Annotated in this window: 18 protein-coding genes; 7 read left to right on the top strand and 11 right to left on the bottom strand. The window is 39.4% G+C overall.

Annotated elements, in window-relative coordinates; all coding sequences use genetic code 11:
• Window positions 1-15: 15 nt before the first annotated feature.
• The 4 genes from FHK88_RS01940 to pilG all read right to left on the bottom strand — a co-directional run bounded on the left by FHK88_RS01940 (window position 16) and on the right by pilG (window position 3,977).
• Complete coding sequence (locus FHK88_RS01940) at window positions 16-2,097, bottom strand: methyl-accepting chemotaxis protein (RefSeq protein WP_264480574.1); 2,082 nt, start codon at window positions 2,095-2,097, stop codon at window positions 16-18.
• A gap of 383 nt (window positions 2,098-2,480) precedes the next feature.
• A complete protein-coding gene (locus FHK88_RS01935; RefSeq protein ID WP_227429090.1) occupies window positions 2,481-3,011 on the bottom strand; it encodes a chemotaxis protein CheW in 531 nt (176 codons plus the stop codon).
• Window positions 3,012-3,015: 4 nt separating this feature from the next.
• Entirely contained in the window at window positions 3,016-3,378 is a 363-nt protein-coding gene (locus FHK88_RS01930) for a response regulator (RefSeq protein WP_227429089.1), read from the bottom strand.
• A gap of 221 nt (window positions 3,379-3,599) precedes the next feature.
• Window positions 3,600-3,977 (bottom strand): twitching motility response regulator PilG, encoded by a 378-nt coding sequence (pilG, locus tag FHK88_RS01925; protein WP_227429088.1) that lies wholly within the window; start codon window positions 3,975-3,977, stop codon window positions 3,600-3,602.
• A gap of 575 nt (window positions 3,978-4,552) precedes the next feature.
• On the opposite strand from pilG, the gene FHK88_RS01920 reads away from it, so the two are divergent.
• The 6 genes from FHK88_RS01920 to FHK88_RS01895 all read left to right on the top strand — a co-directional run bounded on the left by FHK88_RS01920 (window position 4,553) and on the right by FHK88_RS01895 (window position 11,658).
• Complete coding sequence (locus tag FHK88_RS01920) at window positions 4,553-5,773, top strand: efflux RND transporter periplasmic adaptor subunit (protein ID WP_227429087.1); 1,221 nt, start codon at window positions 4,553-4,555, stop codon at window positions 5,771-5,773.
• A gap of 434 nt (window positions 5,774-6,207) precedes the next feature.
• Window positions 6,208-6,930: a response regulator transcription factor gene (locus tag FHK88_RS01915; RefSeq protein WP_227429086.1), complete on the top strand. Its 723-nt coding sequence runs from the start codon at window positions 6,208-6,210 to the stop codon at window positions 6,928-6,930.
• Between the two features lie 95 nt (window positions 6,931-7,025).
• The gene (locus tag FHK88_RS01910) at window positions 7,026-8,864 is read left to right on the top strand and encodes a sensor histidine kinase (RefSeq protein WP_227429198.1); all 1,839 of its coding nucleotides are present in this window, start codon (window positions 7,026-7,028) and stop codon (window positions 8,862-8,864) included.
• Between the two features lie 187 nt (window positions 8,865-9,051).
• Window positions 9,052-9,819 (top strand): methionine ABC transporter ATP-binding protein, encoded by a 768-nt coding sequence (locus FHK88_RS01905; protein ID WP_227429085.1) that lies wholly within the window; start codon window positions 9,052-9,054, stop codon window positions 9,817-9,819.
• A 60-nt stretch (window positions 9,820-9,879) separates the two neighbouring features.
• Window positions 9,880-10,518 carry a methionine ABC transporter permease gene (locus tag FHK88_RS01900; protein ID WP_264480579.1) on the top strand — a complete coding sequence of 213 codons (639 nt, stop codon included), beginning with the start codon at window positions 9,880-9,882 and terminating at the stop codon, window positions 10,516-10,518.
• Window positions 10,519-10,704: 186 nt separating this feature from the next.
• Window positions 10,705-11,658, top strand: a complete 954-nt coding sequence (locus tag FHK88_RS01895; protein ID WP_227429083.1) for a MetQ/NlpA family ABC transporter substrate-binding protein — start codon at window positions 10,705-10,707, stop codon at window positions 11,656-11,658.
• Window positions 11,659-11,826: 168 nt separating this feature from the next.
• Here FHK88_RS01895 and ccmE read toward each other — a convergent pair whose 3' ends face one another.
• The 5 genes from ccmE to ccmA form a co-directional block, all read right to left on the bottom strand.
• Window positions 11,827-12,351, bottom strand: coding sequence for a cytochrome c maturation protein CcmE (gene ccmE, locus FHK88_RS01890; RefSeq protein WP_227429082.1), 525 nt, complete (start codon window positions 12,349-12,351; stop codon window positions 11,827-11,829).
• A gap of 221 nt (window positions 12,352-12,572) precedes the next feature.
• Window positions 12,573-12,788: a heme exporter protein CcmD gene (gene ccmD / locus FHK88_RS01885; protein ID WP_227429081.1), complete on the bottom strand. Its 216-nt coding sequence runs from the start codon at window positions 12,786-12,788 to the stop codon at window positions 12,573-12,575.
• A 120-nt stretch (window positions 12,789-12,908) separates the two neighbouring features.
• Window positions 12,909-13,691: a heme ABC transporter permease CcmC gene (ccmC, locus tag FHK88_RS01880; RefSeq protein ID WP_227429080.1), complete on the bottom strand. Its 783-nt coding sequence runs from the start codon at window positions 13,689-13,691 to the stop codon at window positions 12,909-12,911.
• Between the two features lie 103 nt (window positions 13,692-13,794).
• Window positions 13,795-14,475, bottom strand: a complete 681-nt coding sequence (locus FHK88_RS01875; RefSeq protein ID WP_227429197.1) for a heme exporter protein CcmB — start codon at window positions 14,473-14,475, stop codon at window positions 13,795-13,797.
• Between the two features lie 119 nt (window positions 14,476-14,594).
• On the bottom strand, window positions 14,595-15,305 hold the full coding sequence (ccmA, locus tag FHK88_RS01870) for a heme ABC exporter ATP-binding protein CcmA (RefSeq protein WP_227429079.1): 711 nt from the start codon (window positions 15,303-15,305) through the stop codon (window positions 14,595-14,597).
• A gap of 443 nt (window positions 15,306-15,748) precedes the next feature.
• Here ccmA and FHK88_RS01865 point away from each other — a divergent pair, with 443 nt between their 5' ends.
• Window positions 15,749-16,519: a YbjN domain-containing protein gene (locus FHK88_RS01865; protein ID WP_227429078.1), complete on the top strand. Its 771-nt coding sequence runs from the start codon at window positions 15,749-15,751 to the stop codon at window positions 16,517-16,519.
• A 49-nt stretch (window positions 16,520-16,568) separates the two neighbouring features.
• On the opposite strand, the gene FHK88_RS01860 is transcribed toward FHK88_RS01865, so the two are convergent.
• A complete protein-coding gene (locus FHK88_RS01860; RefSeq protein WP_227429077.1) occupies window positions 16,569-17,564 on the bottom strand; it encodes a UPF0104 family protein in 996 nt (331 codons plus the stop codon).
• Window positions 17,565-18,154: 590 nt separating this feature from the next.
• Window positions 18,155-18,364 carry a cold-shock protein gene (locus FHK88_RS01855; RefSeq protein WP_227429076.1) on the bottom strand — a complete coding sequence of 70 codons (210 nt, stop codon included), beginning with the start codon at window positions 18,362-18,364 and terminating at the stop codon, window positions 18,155-18,157.
• Window positions 18,365-18,368: the final 4 nt, after the last annotated feature.

Genomic DNA, 18,368 nt, shown 5'->3' with positions numbered 1-18,368 from the left:
AATCATGACTCAACATTATGAAAAGCCATCAATTTCTTCTTCAGTCTCATCAAGTTTAAAGCCAGATACAGACTCTTGTAGTGCAGCCGCCATCTCATTTAGCTGTCCAACTGAACGCGCTGTTGCCAATGTACCTGAAGAAGTCTGCGATGTAATATCTTGAATAATATTCATCGTTTTTGAAATATGACCAGCAGATGATGCCTGCTGTTGTGCCGCATTCGAAATGTTTTGAATCAAGTCCGCCAATGTATTGGATACCGTTTGAACTTCTTCAAGTGCCTCACCTGCATCTTTTGCCAAGCGTGCACCACGTACTACCTCAGTAGTCGTTGATTCCATTGACATAACCGCTTCATTGGTATCTGCCTGAATCGTCTTAACCAGTGTTTCAATCTGCTTGGTCGCATTTGCAGAACGTTCTGCCAGACGCTGTACCTCATCAGCAACAACCGCAAAGCCTCGACCCGCTTCCCCTGCCATCGATGCCTGAATAGCAGCGTTCAATGCCAGTACGTTCGTTTGGTCAGCAATGTCATTAATCAATCCAACGATATCACCAATCTCTTGCGATGACTCACCCAAGCGTTTAATACGTTTTGAAGTCTCCTGAATCTGCTCACGAATGGTGTTCATACCCTCAATAGAGCGCTGTACAACTTCTGCTCCATTATGCGCAATCGCAACCGAACGTTGTGCAACCGACGTTGACTCAGCGGCGTTTGCAGATACTTGGTCAATAGATACTGCCATTTCGTTAATCGCTGCAGATACACCCGCAATCTCTTGTGCCTGATGCTCAGATGCCTCGGCAAGCTCTACCGCTGTTAACTGTGTTTCTTCTGAAGATTGTGCAACTCGAACAGCCGTCGTGTTAATTGCTAATACTAACTGACGTAGTTGGTCAATCGCGAAGTTTACGGAGTCAGCAATTGCCCCTGTAAAGTCTTCTGATACCGTCGCATTAACTGTCAAGTCACCTTCTGCCAAGTCTCCAAGCTCATCTAATAAACGTAAAATCGCCATCTGGTTACGTTCGTTTTCTTCTTGGATTTTTCGTGCACGCTCTGACTCTACCTGCATGTTTTGTCGTTGACGTAATGTCTCACTTTCAACCAATAACTGCTGAGTTGAGCCACGAACTTTATACAAGCGGTATAAGGAGAAAAGCATTCCAACCAGACCAACTAAGAAGCCTAATGCTGACCACATAACATAAGGGTGAGCCAATAGGTTTCTATTAATGGTATCTAGTTGTTTTTGAGTATTGACAGCCATCTCATTCAAAGCACGGGCTTGAGTAAAGCTTTGAGCTGATGGAGAGTTGTTAAGGTTTGAGATATCTTGCACAATAGGTGCAATCATTTGAGTATATATCTGAGCCACTTCTTGTAGTGCAGGAATTTGTGCCCCCATACTAAGTAGTTGCTGATCAAGTGTTTGTGCAAACTCTTGCGATAAGCTTTTGAAAGCATCACTTGTAGCATCAGGGTCTACCGTCATCTTTCCAAAAGCTTGGCTCATTTTTTCTGCACGTTCTGACTGTACTTGGAAAGTATTAATTTGTTCAGCCGCCACACCTGCTTCACTTGCCTGTTCAGCTGCTGTATTGTATGCACCTTGAATCGAGCCAGAAGCTTCATTAACCTGATCTTTTAGATCTTGCAATACATTGGCATTATTACGACTATCTAATAAGGTTTGTGCTTGTACCTTACTTTTTTGCCACTGTTGCAATAGTTGACTATACACATTCTGATTTTCTAGAGCATGTAGTCGAACCTGATTAAGAGCTTGCTCATATTTTTGCATATCTTTTTGCAGGTTATCATAACCTGCCGAGCTGATTTCATAATCTTGTGACAATGTTGCTTTATTTGCATCATTAGCAATGCGTGCAGAATACAGCTCCAACTGATTCACATTATTGATATACTCATTCACCCGACTCAAATAAATGGCCAATGCAACTAGGCTAATAACAGAGATGGCAGCAAACAACCATAGTAAGCCCATCCATCTTTTTTGCTCTTTTCCAAGTGTAGGTGATTTGGTTCTTCTTACTTTCTTTTTAGCCGTATTTATGTCAACACTCATGGCATTTCGTCCTCGAAAATTCGATAAATTACAAATTTATTCATATATAAAAGCAGGTCGTTTCCTTGCTTGACGAATTTGCTCTTGAGTCCTACAAGAAACAAAGGGAAACACAATGACAAGGAAGTAGTGTGTGGATAGCACACTTTACAACGAGCAAATCTGATATCACATCCAAAATAAGTTGATTACCAAGCTATTTTTTTAGTTCTACAGTGCTACCTATGTACCACTGTTTGTATCACAGTTATAGACAGTATTATTATAGATATATTAATAGTTAATACACCAAAGCTAAATAAAGAACTTCTATACAAATTATTATGGCTGTCAGTTTTCTTTATTAATTCGTTACTATTCTTTTGATACTAAATGCAAACCAACTAAATAGCCGCTTCTAGGTAGTTGTTATCTTTTGCCAATAAACTTGGCATAAATACATACCAAAATTTTTCATCTCTAACAAACCTACCATGGTTATATGGTAGAAATGGAGACTCAGCAGGTAATGCTACAGCCTCATATTGAGAAATATCAAACTGCTGAATACCCAATACTTGATCAACCAATAATCCAGAATAAATATTAGCTTGATCAATCACCATCACCTTACGATTTGCCTGTGAACCAGCTACAGAGCTTAAGCCTAAAAACTTTGCTAAATCGGTAATAGGTAGTAGCCGTCCACGGACATTGGCAACTCCTATTAACCAAGGTTGCGCCAGCGGTATGGGAGTAATCTCAGGTAATGCCAAGACCTCAGTTATCTCGCCCATGGGAGCAATAAGACGCTGACCGGCCACATCAAAGACCACACCCAGCCATTGTGATTGACTGGTACTGTGTCGTCCACTTGAGCGTGATTTAGCTAAATCAGCCAGTCTCAGTAATTCAATAAATCCACGTGATGCCAAAATACTACTCCATTACCGAGTGGATAACTTGCATAAGCTCTTGCTCATCAACCGGTTTGGTCAAGTAGTCTTTTGCTCCTTGACGTTTTCCCCATACCCGATCTGTCTCTTGATTTTTAGTGCTAATAATAACTACGGGAATATGAGCCGTTTGCTTATCACGAGTGATTTTGCGCGTTGCCTGAAAGCCATTCATTTCAGGCATCACCACATCCATCAAAATAACGTCTGGCTGATGCTCTATAGCCAGCTGGCAACCTTGCTCACCATTGGTCGCCTCTATTATTTCAAGGTTATTTTTACCAAGCATCTCTCGAAACTTAGCCATCTCTGAGGGAGAGTCGTCAATAACGAGTATTTTTGTCATAATCTCAAACCTTTATTTATCAAGTAAGTGCTACCCTACCTTGTTGCGTAAATAATCTTCTTATTAACACCACACCACAGCTTTTGTCATTTTTAAAGTGTATTGAACACAATAAGGTAGGCTATTGCTAATGTAAGTTATCGTAACTGACAGGTGAGATGGTCATTATTATAGATTCTTTTATACTTATATATTATCTATAAAACTCAAATCGTATTATATTACTGATACTGCTGAATCGTCTCAAATAGCTCATCTTTACTAAATGGCTTAGTTAAATATTCATCTGATCCAACAATACGTCCACGTGCTTTATCAAATAGTCCATCTTTTGATGACAGCATGATAACTGGCGTCTGTGCATAATCAGGGTTGTTTTTAATTAATGCACAAGTTTGATACCCGTCTAGTCGTGGCATCATAATATCCACGAAGATAATGTTTGGATTATTATCTGCAATCTTTGCCAGAGCATCAAAACCATCCACTGCTGTCACGACCTCACAGCCTGCTTTTTGTAGTAAAGTTTCTGCGGTACGTCGAATCGTCTTTGAATCATCAATTACCATGACTTTTAGACCATTAAAATTTATGCTCATTCTGTTTATCCTATTTATATCAACTCTCATCACAGTCAGCTTAAAATTGATATATTTATCTATCATTAATGGCAAATGTATATTTTGCTATTATTCAGCAATACAGGTACACATTAATCTTTCAAAAAATCATTTAAGCTCGACAATTTGTTTACATTGCTGCCATTTTTAGCACAAACATCGCAACTTTTCCACCTATATTTCAGAAGAAAGAGAGGTTATTTATGTAGGTGCATTAAGATATATGATAACCGGTTGCTTTGAAACTTTCGAGGCTTTGTTATTTTAATACGTTATAAAATGTCTTATATTATCTATAAAGTGACAAACTTTTAATGACTTATTTAATTAAGTTCACTCAGTATCAGTTATAACCGACTGACGTGTAAAATAACTATAGCATTCATTTTATCTCCACATATCGAATGACCAGTCAAATTTATCAACGGTATTATATATGTGCTTACATAGTAAACCAGCTACAATTTTATGCAAATACTTATGATGAATACTAAATATCCATACGTCATAATGCCATATTTCTGTACCAAATAAAATAACTACTAAGGATTGCTATGCGGTACTCAATAATGCAACATCCAATCTGCCCAAAACAGCCACGATATCATCGTCAACAACGTTTGCGACAGCAAGTTTGGTCTCTATTTACTGGGTTTGTTGTTTTAGTTAGCTTAACTGGTTGCAATCAATCAGATACTGCAGTACTGGCAGACCAAGCTTATGTTATACAAGATCAAAAAGTCATATTAAGTAAAGATGCAGTTATGACTACCAATCCTGAGCGATATCAACCTAGCTTTAATGTACATGGTCTACTGATTCCAATCGCTCAAACTACAATAGTTGCGCCCAGTGATGCCACCATATTATCTGTTGATGTCACATCTGGAGAGTGGGTAAAAAAAGGACAGCCTTTGATCTCATTGCGCGTCAGTCAAGCTTTAACAACTAAAGAGGCTGATGAGGTCAATATTGATGAGTTTAATGATACGTTGCCCCGTGCAATAGATGGAGAGGATGTCATAGAGCAAACCGATAAGGCAACCCATGAAATCATGGAAATTACGGACGATGTCGTCAATGAGATTGAGGACTTGGAAGCACATCTGACCACTCAAGGAAACACAAAGGAAAATGAGAAATCAGCGCAGTCGTCACCAAATGTTATTACTTTAAAAGCACCATTTGCAGGTACAGTCAGTGAACTGGATACTACGCTAGACTCGGTAGAAAAGAATCATGTTTTGATGAAGATAACCGATACTAAGCAGTTGCAGTTACTTGGTACATTACCACTTAGCAGCCAGTCTCAGCTCTCTATCGGACAAAATGTCAATTTTACCATTCATAACACTCATGATAACTTTACAGGGCAGATTAGTAAGATTGTTCCAAATATAGAGCAGAACACACTGATTGTTCATGCTCCAGTAGCACAAAATAAAGTCAGTCAAGCTCATTTAAAATCTGGTATGCAAGCAAGTATGACCATTGAATATGGTCAGATTCAAGTTGGGGTTCGTTTACCTGCGCAAGCCATTCATGGTGTTGATTTAAGCGTACTAACAGCAAAACAGCCAAGACCTGCCACGCCCCTTCAGGGTTATGTTTGGGTCATTAAACAAGATCAACGCTTAATACAACAACCCGTTGAGGTAGTAGACTATTTTGCAAGTTCAGGGCAATATTTGGTTTCAGGCATTAATAATGATAGCGTAGTATGTCTGGCAGATTTACCCAATAGTGCTGAAGGAAAACTGGCTTCTGTGAATTAAGAGCTGTTTAGCTTTTACCCCTTTAGACTAATATCTACAAGGAATATAGTCAGTTTTTACTTTTATGAAAAAATTGGCTAAGTTTTTCCTAGAACGATGACTGTTCAACAGACCCTAGTTAATTGCCAAAAACATACCTTAACATGATAAAAATCGACGCTGTGCCATTTGTGCTTTTATGTAAATGGAAGCCATAGTTTTCCTATGAGTTATTAGTAAGTTATTAGCAAAAATGTATCTTAGCTCATATTTCCGTTACAATAAGAGGAAAAATATAGAAACCGTAACACTTTGTGTCTTGTCAAGAAACATACATATTAGGCATGATATGAGATGAACACAAGTTGGTTCTAAATCTTAGATATTTCAGTAGCCAACTTCTATAATATCGTTATTACTGACAATAATCATTCAAATATTTTAGGTAGAGTTTTATGAGCAAACAGATTTTATTGATTGAAGATGATCCAGATTTAGCTGAGCTAATTGCAGACTACTTGTCGATGAACTACTATGAGGTGCATCATGCAGCGACAGGACAAGATGGTTTAAATACGCTAGATACAAAAGAACGTGCGATTGACTTAATTATCTTAGATCTCATGCTACCTGATATGGATGGTATGCAAGTTTGCCAACAGATACGTGGTAAGAAAAATAGCCAAACCAACAAAGTACCCATTATCATGCTAACTGCAAAAGGGGATACAACAGATCGTGTTTTAGGCTTAGAAATGGGTGCTGATGACTATATTGCTAAGCCATTTGAGCCTCGAGAGTTGCTTGCACGTATCCGTGCTGTGTTACGTCGCCATGAACAGCCTAATCAGGCAGACAGTCAGTCAGACAGCCTAACATTTGGTAGATTGAGTGTGTTCCCAGATAGCCATGAGGTCACCATTGATGAGCAACCTGTACGCTTAACCACGCACCAGTTCCAACTATTGCACTATTTTGCCACTCATGCTGGTAAAGTCCTCAATCGTGAACAGCTATGGCAGGCAATGCCAAATGATGACAGCTCAGATAACATTGATCGTGCTATTGATGTACATATCTCACGACTACGTGCGCTCATTGAGGATAATCCTCGCCAGCCTAAACGTATCATCACAGTTCGTGGTGTAGGCTATCAATTTGCCACTGACCAAGTATAAGTTGCTAAGTTATGCGTATATGGCTGGTAATGTAGTGGGTACCATGGTCATGGTTCCCCAAATAATGATATGCAACAGGTGGTAATACAGTTGTGATGCACCGTATTGGACTACGCTCTGTCTTTAGCAAGTTGTTTGCCAGTGTCATGCTGACATTGATACTGTTTGCCATTGCGATGGTCATGCTCACACATTTGGTACATGATAACTCTGCCAATACTCGCTGGCAGGTTCTGTCCGATCAAATATTGACACAAGTAGATCCATTTTTAGAAGATCTTAATACAGCAGCAAATCAAGGTAATCGTTTAAAAGCACGCTTTATGCTAGCAGTCATCAAAAAAAGCTTTGATATTTTTGATGACTCCCTACAAGCAAAAATGGGGCTATATGATAGCTCTGGGAATCTGCTTGTACAGACAGATGAAAGTGATTTGCCCAAACAACTGCCACCTGAGCCATCGCTGCTCGTAAAAATGATACCACCATTATCTGGTACTCCAGTTGATAACCAAGTACGTACCTATAGTAAGCATGGCTTTATTTTACTATATGAAAGTCGTAACCCACCTCAACGCTCGCAATTAAGCGCTGCTCTCAATCTTTTTACTGGCACACTATTACTACTTGCCATCATGACTTTATTCTTATGGTGGATTGCACGCTCGATGACATGGCGTATCAACCAGATGAGTCGACAAATGGGTCAACTTGGTGATGGTGACTTCAGTGTCCGTGTACCAGTCAAAGGTAATGATGAAATTGCAACGTTAGCACAGGGCTTTAACCAAGCGGCTCAAAAGATAGAACAGCTCATCAGTGCAAATAACTTACTATTAGCACATGCCTCTCATGAGTTACGCACTCCCATTACCCGTATTCGCCTGCAAGTAGAAATGATGGCAATGCTTGCACAGCAGCTACCAGAATCTGCACTAGAAAAATTTGATAAGCGCGCACAAGCAATTAATCGTGACTTAACTGGGCTAAATGACTTGGTTGAAAGTATTCTGTTAGTCAGCCGACTTGATGCTGGTCATGCTTTACAACAAGTAGAAAAATTAGACCTCTTTGAACTGGTCAAACAAGAATGCCAACACTATCCTGAGGCAACTTTAATTGGTGAGCCTGTCATCATGTCTGGGCAACCCAAGCTATTGATACATCTTATTCGTAACTTGCTAAATAATGCCGTTATCCATGGTATTCCACCTATGGAAGTACAGGTATATGGGGTGACTTCCCTTACAGATGCGAAGATTGTACCTCCCCATATTATAGAGTCCGTAGAATATCTACCACTAACAGACAGTGACCCTCAGACAATAGATAATTCTACTACCATCCAAGAGACAAAGGATAAACCAGCCACTAACAACAATAAATCAGAAGACTTTTCTGAAAATAACGTTTTCACTACTGAAGATGGTATCATGCTTGATATTCATCAAATCGCAGAGCGTGCTTTACAGCAAATCACTGAAGAAGTCTCACAACAACATACTGAAAAGAAAGCATCTAATAACCCAAAAATATCTACTGACTTAGAAGCTACTAACAGTACTGACATCAACAGTACAGAAAAATCTGACAAACCAGCTCGTAGCACCCTACTACCAGATAACCCTTTTGCTAAACGCCTGAAAAAAACCAAGAATATCACTGATATACCAGCACAATATGCGGTAATTGCTGTGATTGACCAAGGTACAGGTATTCCAGAAGAAAAGCGCCAAGATATTTTCAGTCCTTTTGTACGCTTACAACAGCAAAAGAAAGGCTCAGGACTTGGGCTATCTTTGGTATCACAGATTGTTGAGGCACATCAAGGTAAAATCCTAACGGACACACTGCATGGGCATACACGATTTTTGGTGATTCTACCAACCACGGTTCCAACAACTCAAACACAGCATAAATCACAACAAAGCTAGCCTAACACTTATCAGCAACCTACTATTTATTGATGTTATTATTTAAAATAATAACCAATTGCCATGCTTATTCACTACTTGAATAACATCATGCCAGCTGAACATATCCAAAGCTTGACAACTGTGCTATATTATGACGCTTTATTTTATTGTGCCAAACTGACCCCATAGGTAACCGAGCGCTATCATGAGCGATATGATTGTTTTAAAAGATGTCACCAAACGCTTTCAAAGCGATAGCACAAAAAGTGCTTCCAATAAGGCAGGCTGGTTTACGGCTGTTGAGCCAACTTCACTAACAATTCATCAAGGTGAAATTTTTGGCTTAATGGGCTACTCTGGTGCAGGAAAGTCCACCCTACTACGTTTGATTAATCTACTGGAACGCCCAGACAGTGGAGAAGTTATCGTGGATGGTGAAAATCTCATGACCTTATCTGCCAGCCAATTACGTGTCGCTCGGCATAATATTGGTATGATATTTCAGCAGTTTAATTTAATGGCTAATCGTACCGTCTTTGATAACGTTGCCTTTAACTTGCATGTCTCTGGCTATCCCAAAAAAGACATTTATCAGCGAGTGATGAGCTGTCTGGAAATTGTCGATCTTACAGATCGTGCAAAGCACTATCCTGCCCAGCTCTCTGGTGGACAAAAACAGCGAGTTGGTATCGCCCGAGCCATCGCACCTAATCCTAAAGTGCTACTTGCTGATGAACCAACCTCTGCTCTAGACCCAGATACAACTCGTAGCCTCTTAACCTGTCTGAAAAATATTAATGAAGAGCTTGGCGTTACCATCGTGATTGTGACCCATGAAATGAGTGTCATTCGTCGTCTTTGTCATCGAGTCGCACTACTGCATCAAGGCAAACTACTCGAAGTCGCTGATATTCATAGTGATACCATTCATGCTACCACACCGATTGGGCGTGGATTGGTGCTAGAAGACTAAGGATTTTTTATGGCAAGTACCCCTTTAACCTTAGATTCAGCAGTCGCAAGCCTGTGGAATATGCGCAAAGAAATTTGGCAAGCGACCTTAGATACTTTTGTTATGCTTGGTATTTCCACCACTGTAGCCATTGTTATTGGTGGCATATTTGGTGTCTTCTTGTTTTTATCCAGTGACCGCCAGCTTTTTCAGAACAAACCGCTATACGCGGTCATTGGTGGCTTTACCAACTTTATGCGCGCCTTTCCTTTCGTTATTTTAATGATTGCAATGAGTCCAATGACCAAAGCCATTGTTGGTACAGGTATTGGTCCTATTGCCGCTTCTTTAGTGCTTGCCATTGCAGGTTCATTTTATTTTGCCCGTTTGGTAGAACAAAACTTGCGTGAAGTGCCTCGTGGTATCATTGAAGCAACCGAATCCATGGGAGCAACACCCTTTACCATTATTAAAGTGCTATTAAACGAAGCACGCTCAGGGCTGGTACTATCTGTGACTATCTTATGTATTAGCTTGCTTTCTTACTCAGCAGCGGCTGGTATGATTGGTGGTGGTGGTTTGGGTGACTTAGCAATTCGTTATGGTTATTATCGCTATCAGACAGAAGTCATGATATTTATTGTTATTATGCTTTCAGTGATGGTCATCTCTATTCAAGCATGCGGAAATTTGCTTGCTGATAGATTAGATAAGCGTTAAGAACTCACTGTATATTTCGTAAGTTATACTGATATGACATTCAATATTTAATGAATAAATGTCATATAAAAAGTCAATACGAACATAACATAATTATGTTCAACTGTGGTAAAGTAGGCAAATTTTTAATACCCAAAGCTCTGGTGCTATTATGGCTCCATCTTTTTACATAAGGAATCACCCTTTATGATAGGCAATACCATCGCACAAAAACTGGCAACAACATTTGCCCTAGCCGGATTCAGTGGTTTACTTTTGGTTGGCTGTAATAATGCCTCTACACCAGAGAATACAGATACCACTGAAACAGACGCAACATCACAAACTGAGACAGCAGCGACTACTAAATCTGACCCAAATAAAGAAACCATCGTTATTGGTACAACCGAAGGTGACTTTGCTGATATGGTTCGTAACAATATCCAAAAAGAACTTGAGGCTCAAGGCTATAAAGTAAAATTGGTAACTTTTACAGATTATGTACGTCCAAATCTAGCTTTGGCTGAAGGTGATTTAGATATCAACGTCTTCCAGCATAAGCCTTACTTAGATACGTTTAAAAATGAACATAACTTAGACTTAGTTGAAGTATTCCAAGTACCAACCGCTCCTTTAGGCATCTACTCAGGTAAGAAAACATCACTTGACCAAGCTTATAAAGGTATGAGTGTCTCTGCACCAAATGACCCAAGTAACTTTGCACGTGCATTGGTCATGATGAATGAGCTAGGTTGGATTAAGCTAAAAGATGGTATTGACCCATTAAAAGCATCAAAATCTGACATCGCAGATAACAGCAAATATGAAATTGATATCAAAGAGCTAGAAGCAGCTCAGTTGCCACGTGCGCGTGATGAAGTAGATTTTGCTATCATCAATGGTAACTATGCCACTGACTCAGGCATCAAACTAACTGAAGCACTATTCCAAGAGCCTAGCTTTGCCTATGTCAACTGGTCTGCTGTAAAAACTGCAGATAAAGATCAGCCTTGGGTAAAAGATGTCACCAACGCCTATAACTCTGATGCTTTCAAACAATATGCACATGAGACTTTCCCTGGCTATAAATATCCAAAAATCTGGGGAGAGCAACCAGAACAAGCGACAACTGATGAGCAAGCAGAAGCAACTGCTCAGTAATCGCTCAATAAAAGTGCTAGTATCTGTATCTAACACTTGATTATATTTATGATTAAGTCATAGAAAAAACCACACCAAGTTATATTGGTGTGGTTTTTTAATAATGGTCACCTCAGCAAACAGTAATCGTCAAGCCATCATCGCCATTTAATTACTCTTCAACTATATTTACTCTAAAGTGGTTGTGGCTCGATTTCCTTGCTCATCATTCTGAGCTACTGGAATAGCAGGGCTAAACTGCTCTGCATCTGGTGATACGCCACGAGCAACATGGTCTTGCTTCAGTGAAGCGGCTACTTCTGGTGGCATATAGTTTTCATCATGCTTTGCTAGCACTTCACTGGCAACAAAAGTATCACCCTGCATTTTTCCTGTGGCAACCACCCCCGAATTTTCTGCAAATAAATCTGGCAAAATACCCTGATAAGTGACGGGAACAGTAGCATTAAAGTCCGTAATCTCAAACTGCACATTAACTTCATTGCTTGGATCTCGTTTTACACTGCCAGCAACTACCATACCGCCAGCTCGAATACGTTTATCCTGTGGTGCTTCACCAGCAGCAATCGCAGTGGGATCAAAGTAAAAATCTGTCTGCTGACCAATGGCATAAATAACCAAAACTACCGCAACAATTGCACCAGCAAGTGTCGCCAATACCCAAATCAGCTTTTTGCGTCGGACAGGATTCATAAATCGACCTTATCTAGAAATATAAAAGAAGGAATGAGCATCACTCAAAATTGCCATATTATGCAATAGATGATTTTCCATGACGTATCTTCCCAGTATGTATTTTGCAACCATCAAATGGGCTATAAACACCCACTTAAAACTTAATATCAATCATGCAAATACAAAAACTGCAAAGACAGACAAATAAAACTATCCATCTGCTTATGAGTGACTACTAACTACTGACGAGTTGAGGTAACGTGCTTGCGCGTCCGAGTCTGTTGTTGACGGGCTTGCTGCACTCGTAGCTGTTTAATAACCGCTTGGCGCTGCTGGCGACTATATAAAATAAAACCCATGATGACCATCACAGTCAGTCCCCAGCAACTCCAAACATAAACACCATGTTTGCCCATTGCTAGAAACTCTTGGAAAGTATAAAAATATGGCTGCATTCACAATTCCTTAATATGGATTAGTTCATGACGGGCTAGATTGGCGAATAATAAGACGACCACAATTGCATAATCATCACATGTATCGTCTTATGCCACCTGATAAAATGACATACACTCTCAGTGCTGTCTGACATACTCTTTTACCCATGCCTTGTTTTGGTCACGGCGTAAAATCAGTGTATTGGTACGATATATTGCCAAAGCAGCAACCAATAAATAACTACCAATAACCATTAACAATAAAGGCAACCACATATCTGCTGACATTTTTGGTGCATCTGTGATGGTAAAAGTTGCACCTTGATGCAATGTATTCCACCAATTCACTGAATACTTAATAATGGGAAGATTAACAGCACCAACAATAGATAAAATCGCTGCCGCTTTACCACGATTTGGTGATGACTCAAATGCCATAAATAATGCCATCACGCCTGCATACAAAAATGCCAAAATTAACATAGAGGTTAACCGTGCATCCCACACCCAAAATGTTCCCCATGTTGGCTTTGCCCAAATTGAGCCAGTTAATAAGCTCAATACACACAGTAGAAAGCCAATCGGTGCAATCGCTTGTGCCACTAGATTTGCAGTTTTGATACGCCATACCAAAAAGATAACGCCCAACACTGCCATAGCAAAATAAATAGACAATGCAATACTTGCCGTTGGCACATGAATAAAAATAATGCGATAGCTATTACCCTGAAGATAATCAGGTGGTGCAAACGCCAGACCCCATATGCTACCAATGAGTAGAAATATCGTTGCCAAACCTGCTAGCCATTTTACCCATGGTGCAAAGATTCGGAAAAACTCACGTGTACCAACAGTGGTCAAAAAACCTTGCCAAAGACGTTGTAAAAAGGAAGGATTGTGCAGATTATTGGCATTTGGCATGGGGTTTAACCTTTAAAGCCAGAAGAAAGGGAATCAAGTGCATCAACATTCAATAATGTAGACACTTATATTTTGACAAGCATATTATAGCAAAAAAACGGCATCAATTAAGCCATGACATACGTAATGTCAGTGCAATGACCCACGGGGTGATAATAACCGCTATAATACTACCTGCCAATAACAAAGCTAAAATAGGCAGTGCATTCATACCTGTACTAAACAAATCAACCGCACCTGTAGCAAAAATTAAAACTGGTAACTGCATTGGTAGTGCAATTAAGGGTACTAACACAGCACCATTTTTTAATGATAACGTTAAGCTACTAGCAATCGCTGAAAGCATTAACAATATTGGACTACCCACTATAATTGATAGCGACAATAATCCTGCCTCACTCCAAGAAAGTCCAAATAACGGCACTGCCAATAAACTTAATAACGCAACCAAACCACTACTAAATAGCCAATGTATCAATAACCGTACCAATGTCCATACTGGAATAGATGCCCGAGAAGCTACCAGTTGCGTCAATGTCCCATTATCCAGCGCTGACTTAAAAATACCATCAATGCCCATTACCAAAGATAATAAGGTTGCAATCCATACGGCTGGTACACCCAAACGCTGTAATAACTGTGGCTCACTACCCACTGCTAATGGAAATAATGTGATGATGACCAAAAACAACACTAAGGGATATAACCATTGTACCGCACCTTGTTGCTTAACCTGCCACTCTCGTCGCCACAGTTGCACAAAGCCAATACTTTGAGGGCTCATAACACGGCTGACCTCAGAATAATTTTCTTCCAAACCTACCTTAGGCTCAGATATTGGTTGCTCAGTTGGTATCATAGGCGCTATTTATTCATATTATGATTCATTATATTATCTTGCTATTATATCGTATCATCATCAGAGATATTAAACTCATCATATCTCTCATCCATATCACACTCATCAACACTTATATAATCAGATAAATCCAAATGCTGTGTTGCCACTTGCACTGGCTGATGACTGGTCATTAATACTGCACCACCTTCACTAACGAAACGTTGTAAATGCCTCTCCAAATGTGCCACCATATCAACATCCAAAGCCGTAAATGGCTCATCAAGCAACCACAAGGGTGTTCTTTGTGCGGTCATTAGATATAAACGTGCTAAGGTAACACGTCGAGTCTGACCTGCTGATAACTGCGCACTACTCATTGCCTCAAAACCAGATAATCCGACCCAATCCAATGCATCAGCAAGCTGTTCTGTACTTGCTTCCACACCATATAAATTCAGCAAAAATTGTAAATTTTGTGCTACTGTTAAATGTGGATGAATACCTAACTGATGAGTCACATAAATGGGCTGAACAGGCAACCCTTGCTGACCCAAATAAGATACGGTACCTTGTAGAATTGGTAACAGACCTGCCAACTGCATCAGCAAGGTCGTTTTTCCTGTTCCATTTGCACCCAATAAATGACAAATCTGTCCTGCCTGCAACTGTAAGGACACACCTGTACATAATGCAAAATCACCACGTTGCACAGTCACATTGTCCAGAGATAATACTGGCAATGATGCGGGGGCTTGTATATTGTCTATACTCATAGAATTATCCTTTATCCACTATCACGCCTTATCATTGCTGATAGCCAAAGAATGCTGGCACTGTATTACTCATCCAACCCTATATTCCTATATTTACTATTTATCACCAATAAATAACATTGCCATAATATCTCATCGTCACTCAAAACTATCTATTCAAAACTGTCTATCCATCCAAATAGAGTCGAAAAAGTCTACAATAGATACAAGGCAACCCAATCTAAACAGATAATGTAGATAGTACAACCTAGTACATTGAGTGAAATTAACGCTGTGGTAGATTTATAGTAGGCAAACTATATACCTTCTGTATATTGTCTGGGCTTCTACTAAAACTATGCTAGAATCACTTAACAGACAGAACTGACTGTGAATCTCTATCAGAGAAACACCTGCTCACTTAATAATTATCTTTATAACAATATAGGCAAGCACTTAAAATCATGACCAAACATAAAAAACAAACGAAAAAAGTAACACTATGGCAAAAAGTCAAACAAGCTCTACGTGGACGTATGCAGTCACAAACCAAGGCAACAACTCAAGAATCTGCCCAACAAGAACCTACCCAAGAGGTAAAAAGCTCTACTAATGCAAAAACCTCCACCATTAACACCACAGACAAACAACCCAATATCAAACAAAAACAAACAGCACAAGAAAAAAGCGCCATTACAACAACTGTTACAGAGTACCTTGGCAAAAAAGGCTGGAAGTTTACACACTATCCCCCAAAAAGTGACACCTCACAATCCATCACGTCACCGGGCCAGTCCATTCACCATATCACCTTAGGCATGCAAAGTGATGATATTGAGTGGGGTTGTCTTTATCGTATCAATGAACATAACAACTTACTGGCAGTCTATGGTATCTTACCTTTCTCACTCACACCTGAGCAAATATCAGCCGGACTAACGCTTGCCTCACAAATTAACTACGACTTAATGCTCGGTAATATCGAAATTGATTTAAGAGATGGTGAAATTCGCTTTAAAAATGCCATTGATGTCGAATATACAGGTCTTAATGACAGCATACTTGACTATCTTACCCAGAGTGTCATCGCCATGACACGAGTTATCTACAGCCTATTTGATGAACTTTGCCACAATCAAAATGGCTATCCAGACCTTGAACAAACACTGGCTCAAATCAAGCAAAACAATACAGAAGCGCAAGGCTATTTCTTACCAACAAAACAAATTCAATAACTATCAATAACTGTATTGAAAGCCAGCTTTATATAACTGGTTGATATTATCAGCGCTCTCGAAGGCGCAACCATATCTCATGGATGATAAAAAATAATACAGCCAACAGAAATGGCAAAATATAATATAACAAACGAAATAATAGTAATACTGCTAATAAATAAGGCTTATCTACCTGAGGTAATGATGCTATCATCGTCACCTCAAACACCCCTAAACCACCAGGAACATGGCTTAAAATCGCCAAAATCATCGACTGGATAAAGGCTGAAAATACCATAATAAAGCTGATATCTGCTGTCTGTGGCAACAACAGATATAAAACAAATGCCACACTTGCCAAGTCAATAATAGATATTACAATTTGCTGTATTAACATCCATGATGGTGGTAAATCAAAACGCCAACCACGAATTTTAACATGTCGCCCCGACTTACCAGACCAAACGATAATCGACAAAATAGCGACTAACATGGCAATACCCATACCCTGAATAACTGCCCGCTCTCTCATAAAGCTTGGGATACCAGCTGATGCACTTGCCAAATGCTCATCTAACTGTCCCAACATCACAATAAGAGCATCTGGATTGAACGCCAAAGACAACGCCACCAATGTCGAAATACCAAAAGTAAACGCCATTGACACCAACCAAATCACATTGGCAATATGCTCAGGTTGAACACCACTAACCCGATACATACGATAACGCACCCCTGAAGCAGACAATACGGCAAGTCCAATTGTATGTCCAATGGCATAAGCGGTAAATGAGGTAAAAGCAATCTTGCGAAATGGAAGCCGACTACCCATATGTTTTAGAGCAATCGCATCATATAAAGTCAAAATTAAATAACCAAAAGCAACGACCAATACGGCAAAGAAAATATTAATATTAGGAATCTGATCAATCGCCTGCCAGACATCATCAAGACTAATGCTTTGAGTTAACCCATATAATGCTTTGATGGCAAGGACAAATATCATCAAAGTCAGCAAAAAAATACTGCCATGCCACAGGAGTTTACGAGTATTTACCGACATAATCACACTTTTATCATTATTTGCTTAAATCAACCATTTTATTAAGAAAGAAAATAGTAACAGATTGCTTCCATATGACTTGTCATAGCTTAACATTAAGATGCGCAATTGTTTATTATTTTATTTGCAACAACTCCAATATAAACAACTTAACTGGCTAGACAGATGCAATAAAGTACCAGCAAAACTTGCAACATAAAAGTTTAAAATTTCAGTACATATCCAGCACTGATACTTACTCATATAAAAGCTTGTGAATTATCCCTCATCGAAGCTCTGTATGGTCATCTAAACACAGATTTATAACAAAAAATCCACGCAAATATGGCTTTTATTCAGTAGATAGTCAAACATGGTATAAAATATAAGCAACCTGATATATGGTCGAAGAAGACTAAAGTAGATATCAGATGATAACGAGTACAGACATATCATAAAGCCTCTAGTGATGTGATACAGCTACTAAAGGCAATGCTACAGTCATTTTTTCGTTTTTGATGCTAAATATTAAAAAGATTTTTACTTAGGCATAAAAAAACGAGCCATAAGGCTCGTTCTCTATACTGAATAAATCTATAACAATATATAGATTATAAAGCAGTAATGTTATGTGCTTGAGGTCCTTTTTGACCTTGAGTTACGGTGAACTCAACGGCTTGACCTTCAGCTAAAGTTTTGAAACCTGAGCTAACGATTTCGCTGTAATGAGCGAATACGTCTGCGCCACTTTCTGGAGCGATGAAACCAAAACCTTTAGCTTCGTTAAACCACTTAACAGTACCTTTAATAGTATCTGACATAATA

The organism is Psychrobacter sp. I-STPA6b (genome assembly GCF_020662265.1).
Taxonomy (GTDB): domain Bacteria; phylum Pseudomonadota; class Gammaproteobacteria; order Pseudomonadales; family Moraxellaceae; genus Psychrobacter.
The sequence above is the reverse complement of the archived record's forward strand: the minus strand, read 5'-3'. Positions and strand labels throughout refer to the sequence as shown.

Coding starts and splice junctions, on each gene's coding strand:
- ccmE (WP_227429082.1), bottom strand. CDS start 12,351: ATGAATCCTGTCCGACGCAAAAAGCTGATTTGGGTATTGGCGACACTT.
- FHK88_RS01940 (WP_264480574.1), bottom strand. CDS start 2,097: ATGAGTGTTGACATAAATACGGCTAAAAAGAAAGTAAGAAGAACCAAA.
- FHK88_RS01905 (WP_227429085.1), top strand. CDS start 9,052: ATGAGCGATATGATTGTTTTAAAAGATGTCACCAAACGCTTTCAAAGC.
- FHK88_RS01930 (WP_227429089.1), bottom strand. CDS start 3,378: ATGACAAAAATACTCGTTATTGACGACTCTCCCTCAGAGATGGCTAAG.
- ccmA (WP_227429079.1), bottom strand. CDS start 15,305: ATGAGTATAGACAATATACAAGCCCCCGCATCATTGCCAGTATTATCT.
- FHK88_RS01895 (WP_227429083.1), top strand. CDS start 10,705: ATGATAGGCAATACCATCGCACAAAAACTGGCAACAACATTTGCCCTA.
- pilG (WP_227429088.1), bottom strand. CDS start 3,977: ATGAGCATAAATTTTAATGGTCTAAAAGTCATGGTAATTGATGATTCA.
- FHK88_RS01900 (WP_264480579.1), top strand. CDS start 9,880: ATGCGCAAAGAAATTTGGCAAGCGACCTTAGATACTTTTGTTATGCTT.
- FHK88_RS01865 (WP_227429078.1), top strand. CDS start 15,749: ATGACCAAACATAAAAAACAAACGAAAAAAGTAACACTATGGCAAAAA.
- FHK88_RS01855 (WP_227429076.1), bottom strand. CDS start 18,364: ATGTCAGATACTATTAAAGGTACTGTTAAGTGGTTTAACGAAGCTAAA.
- FHK88_RS01860 (WP_227429077.1), bottom strand. CDS start 17,564: ATGTCGGTAAATACTCGTAAACTCCTGTGGCATGGCAGTATTTTTTTG.
- FHK88_RS01920 (WP_227429087.1), top strand. CDS start 4,553: ATGCGGTACTCAATAATGCAACATCCAATCTGCCCAAAACAGCCACGA.
- ccmD (WP_227429081.1), bottom strand. CDS start 12,788: ATGCAGCCATATTTTTATACTTTCCAAGAGTTTCTAGCAATGGGCAAA.
- FHK88_RS01875 (WP_227429197.1), bottom strand. CDS start 14,475: ATGAGCCCTCAAAGTATTGGCTTTGTGCAACTGTGGCGACGAGAGTGG.
- FHK88_RS01910 (WP_227429198.1), top strand. CDS start 7,026: ATGCACCGTATTGGACTACGCTCTGTCTTTAGCAAGTTGTTTGCCAGT.
- ccmC (WP_227429080.1), bottom strand. CDS start 13,691: ATGCCAAATGCCAATAATCTGCACAATCCTTCCTTTTTACAACGTCTT.
- FHK88_RS01915 (WP_227429086.1), top strand. CDS start 6,208: ATGAGCAAACAGATTTTATTGATTGAAGATGATCCAGATTTAGCTGAG.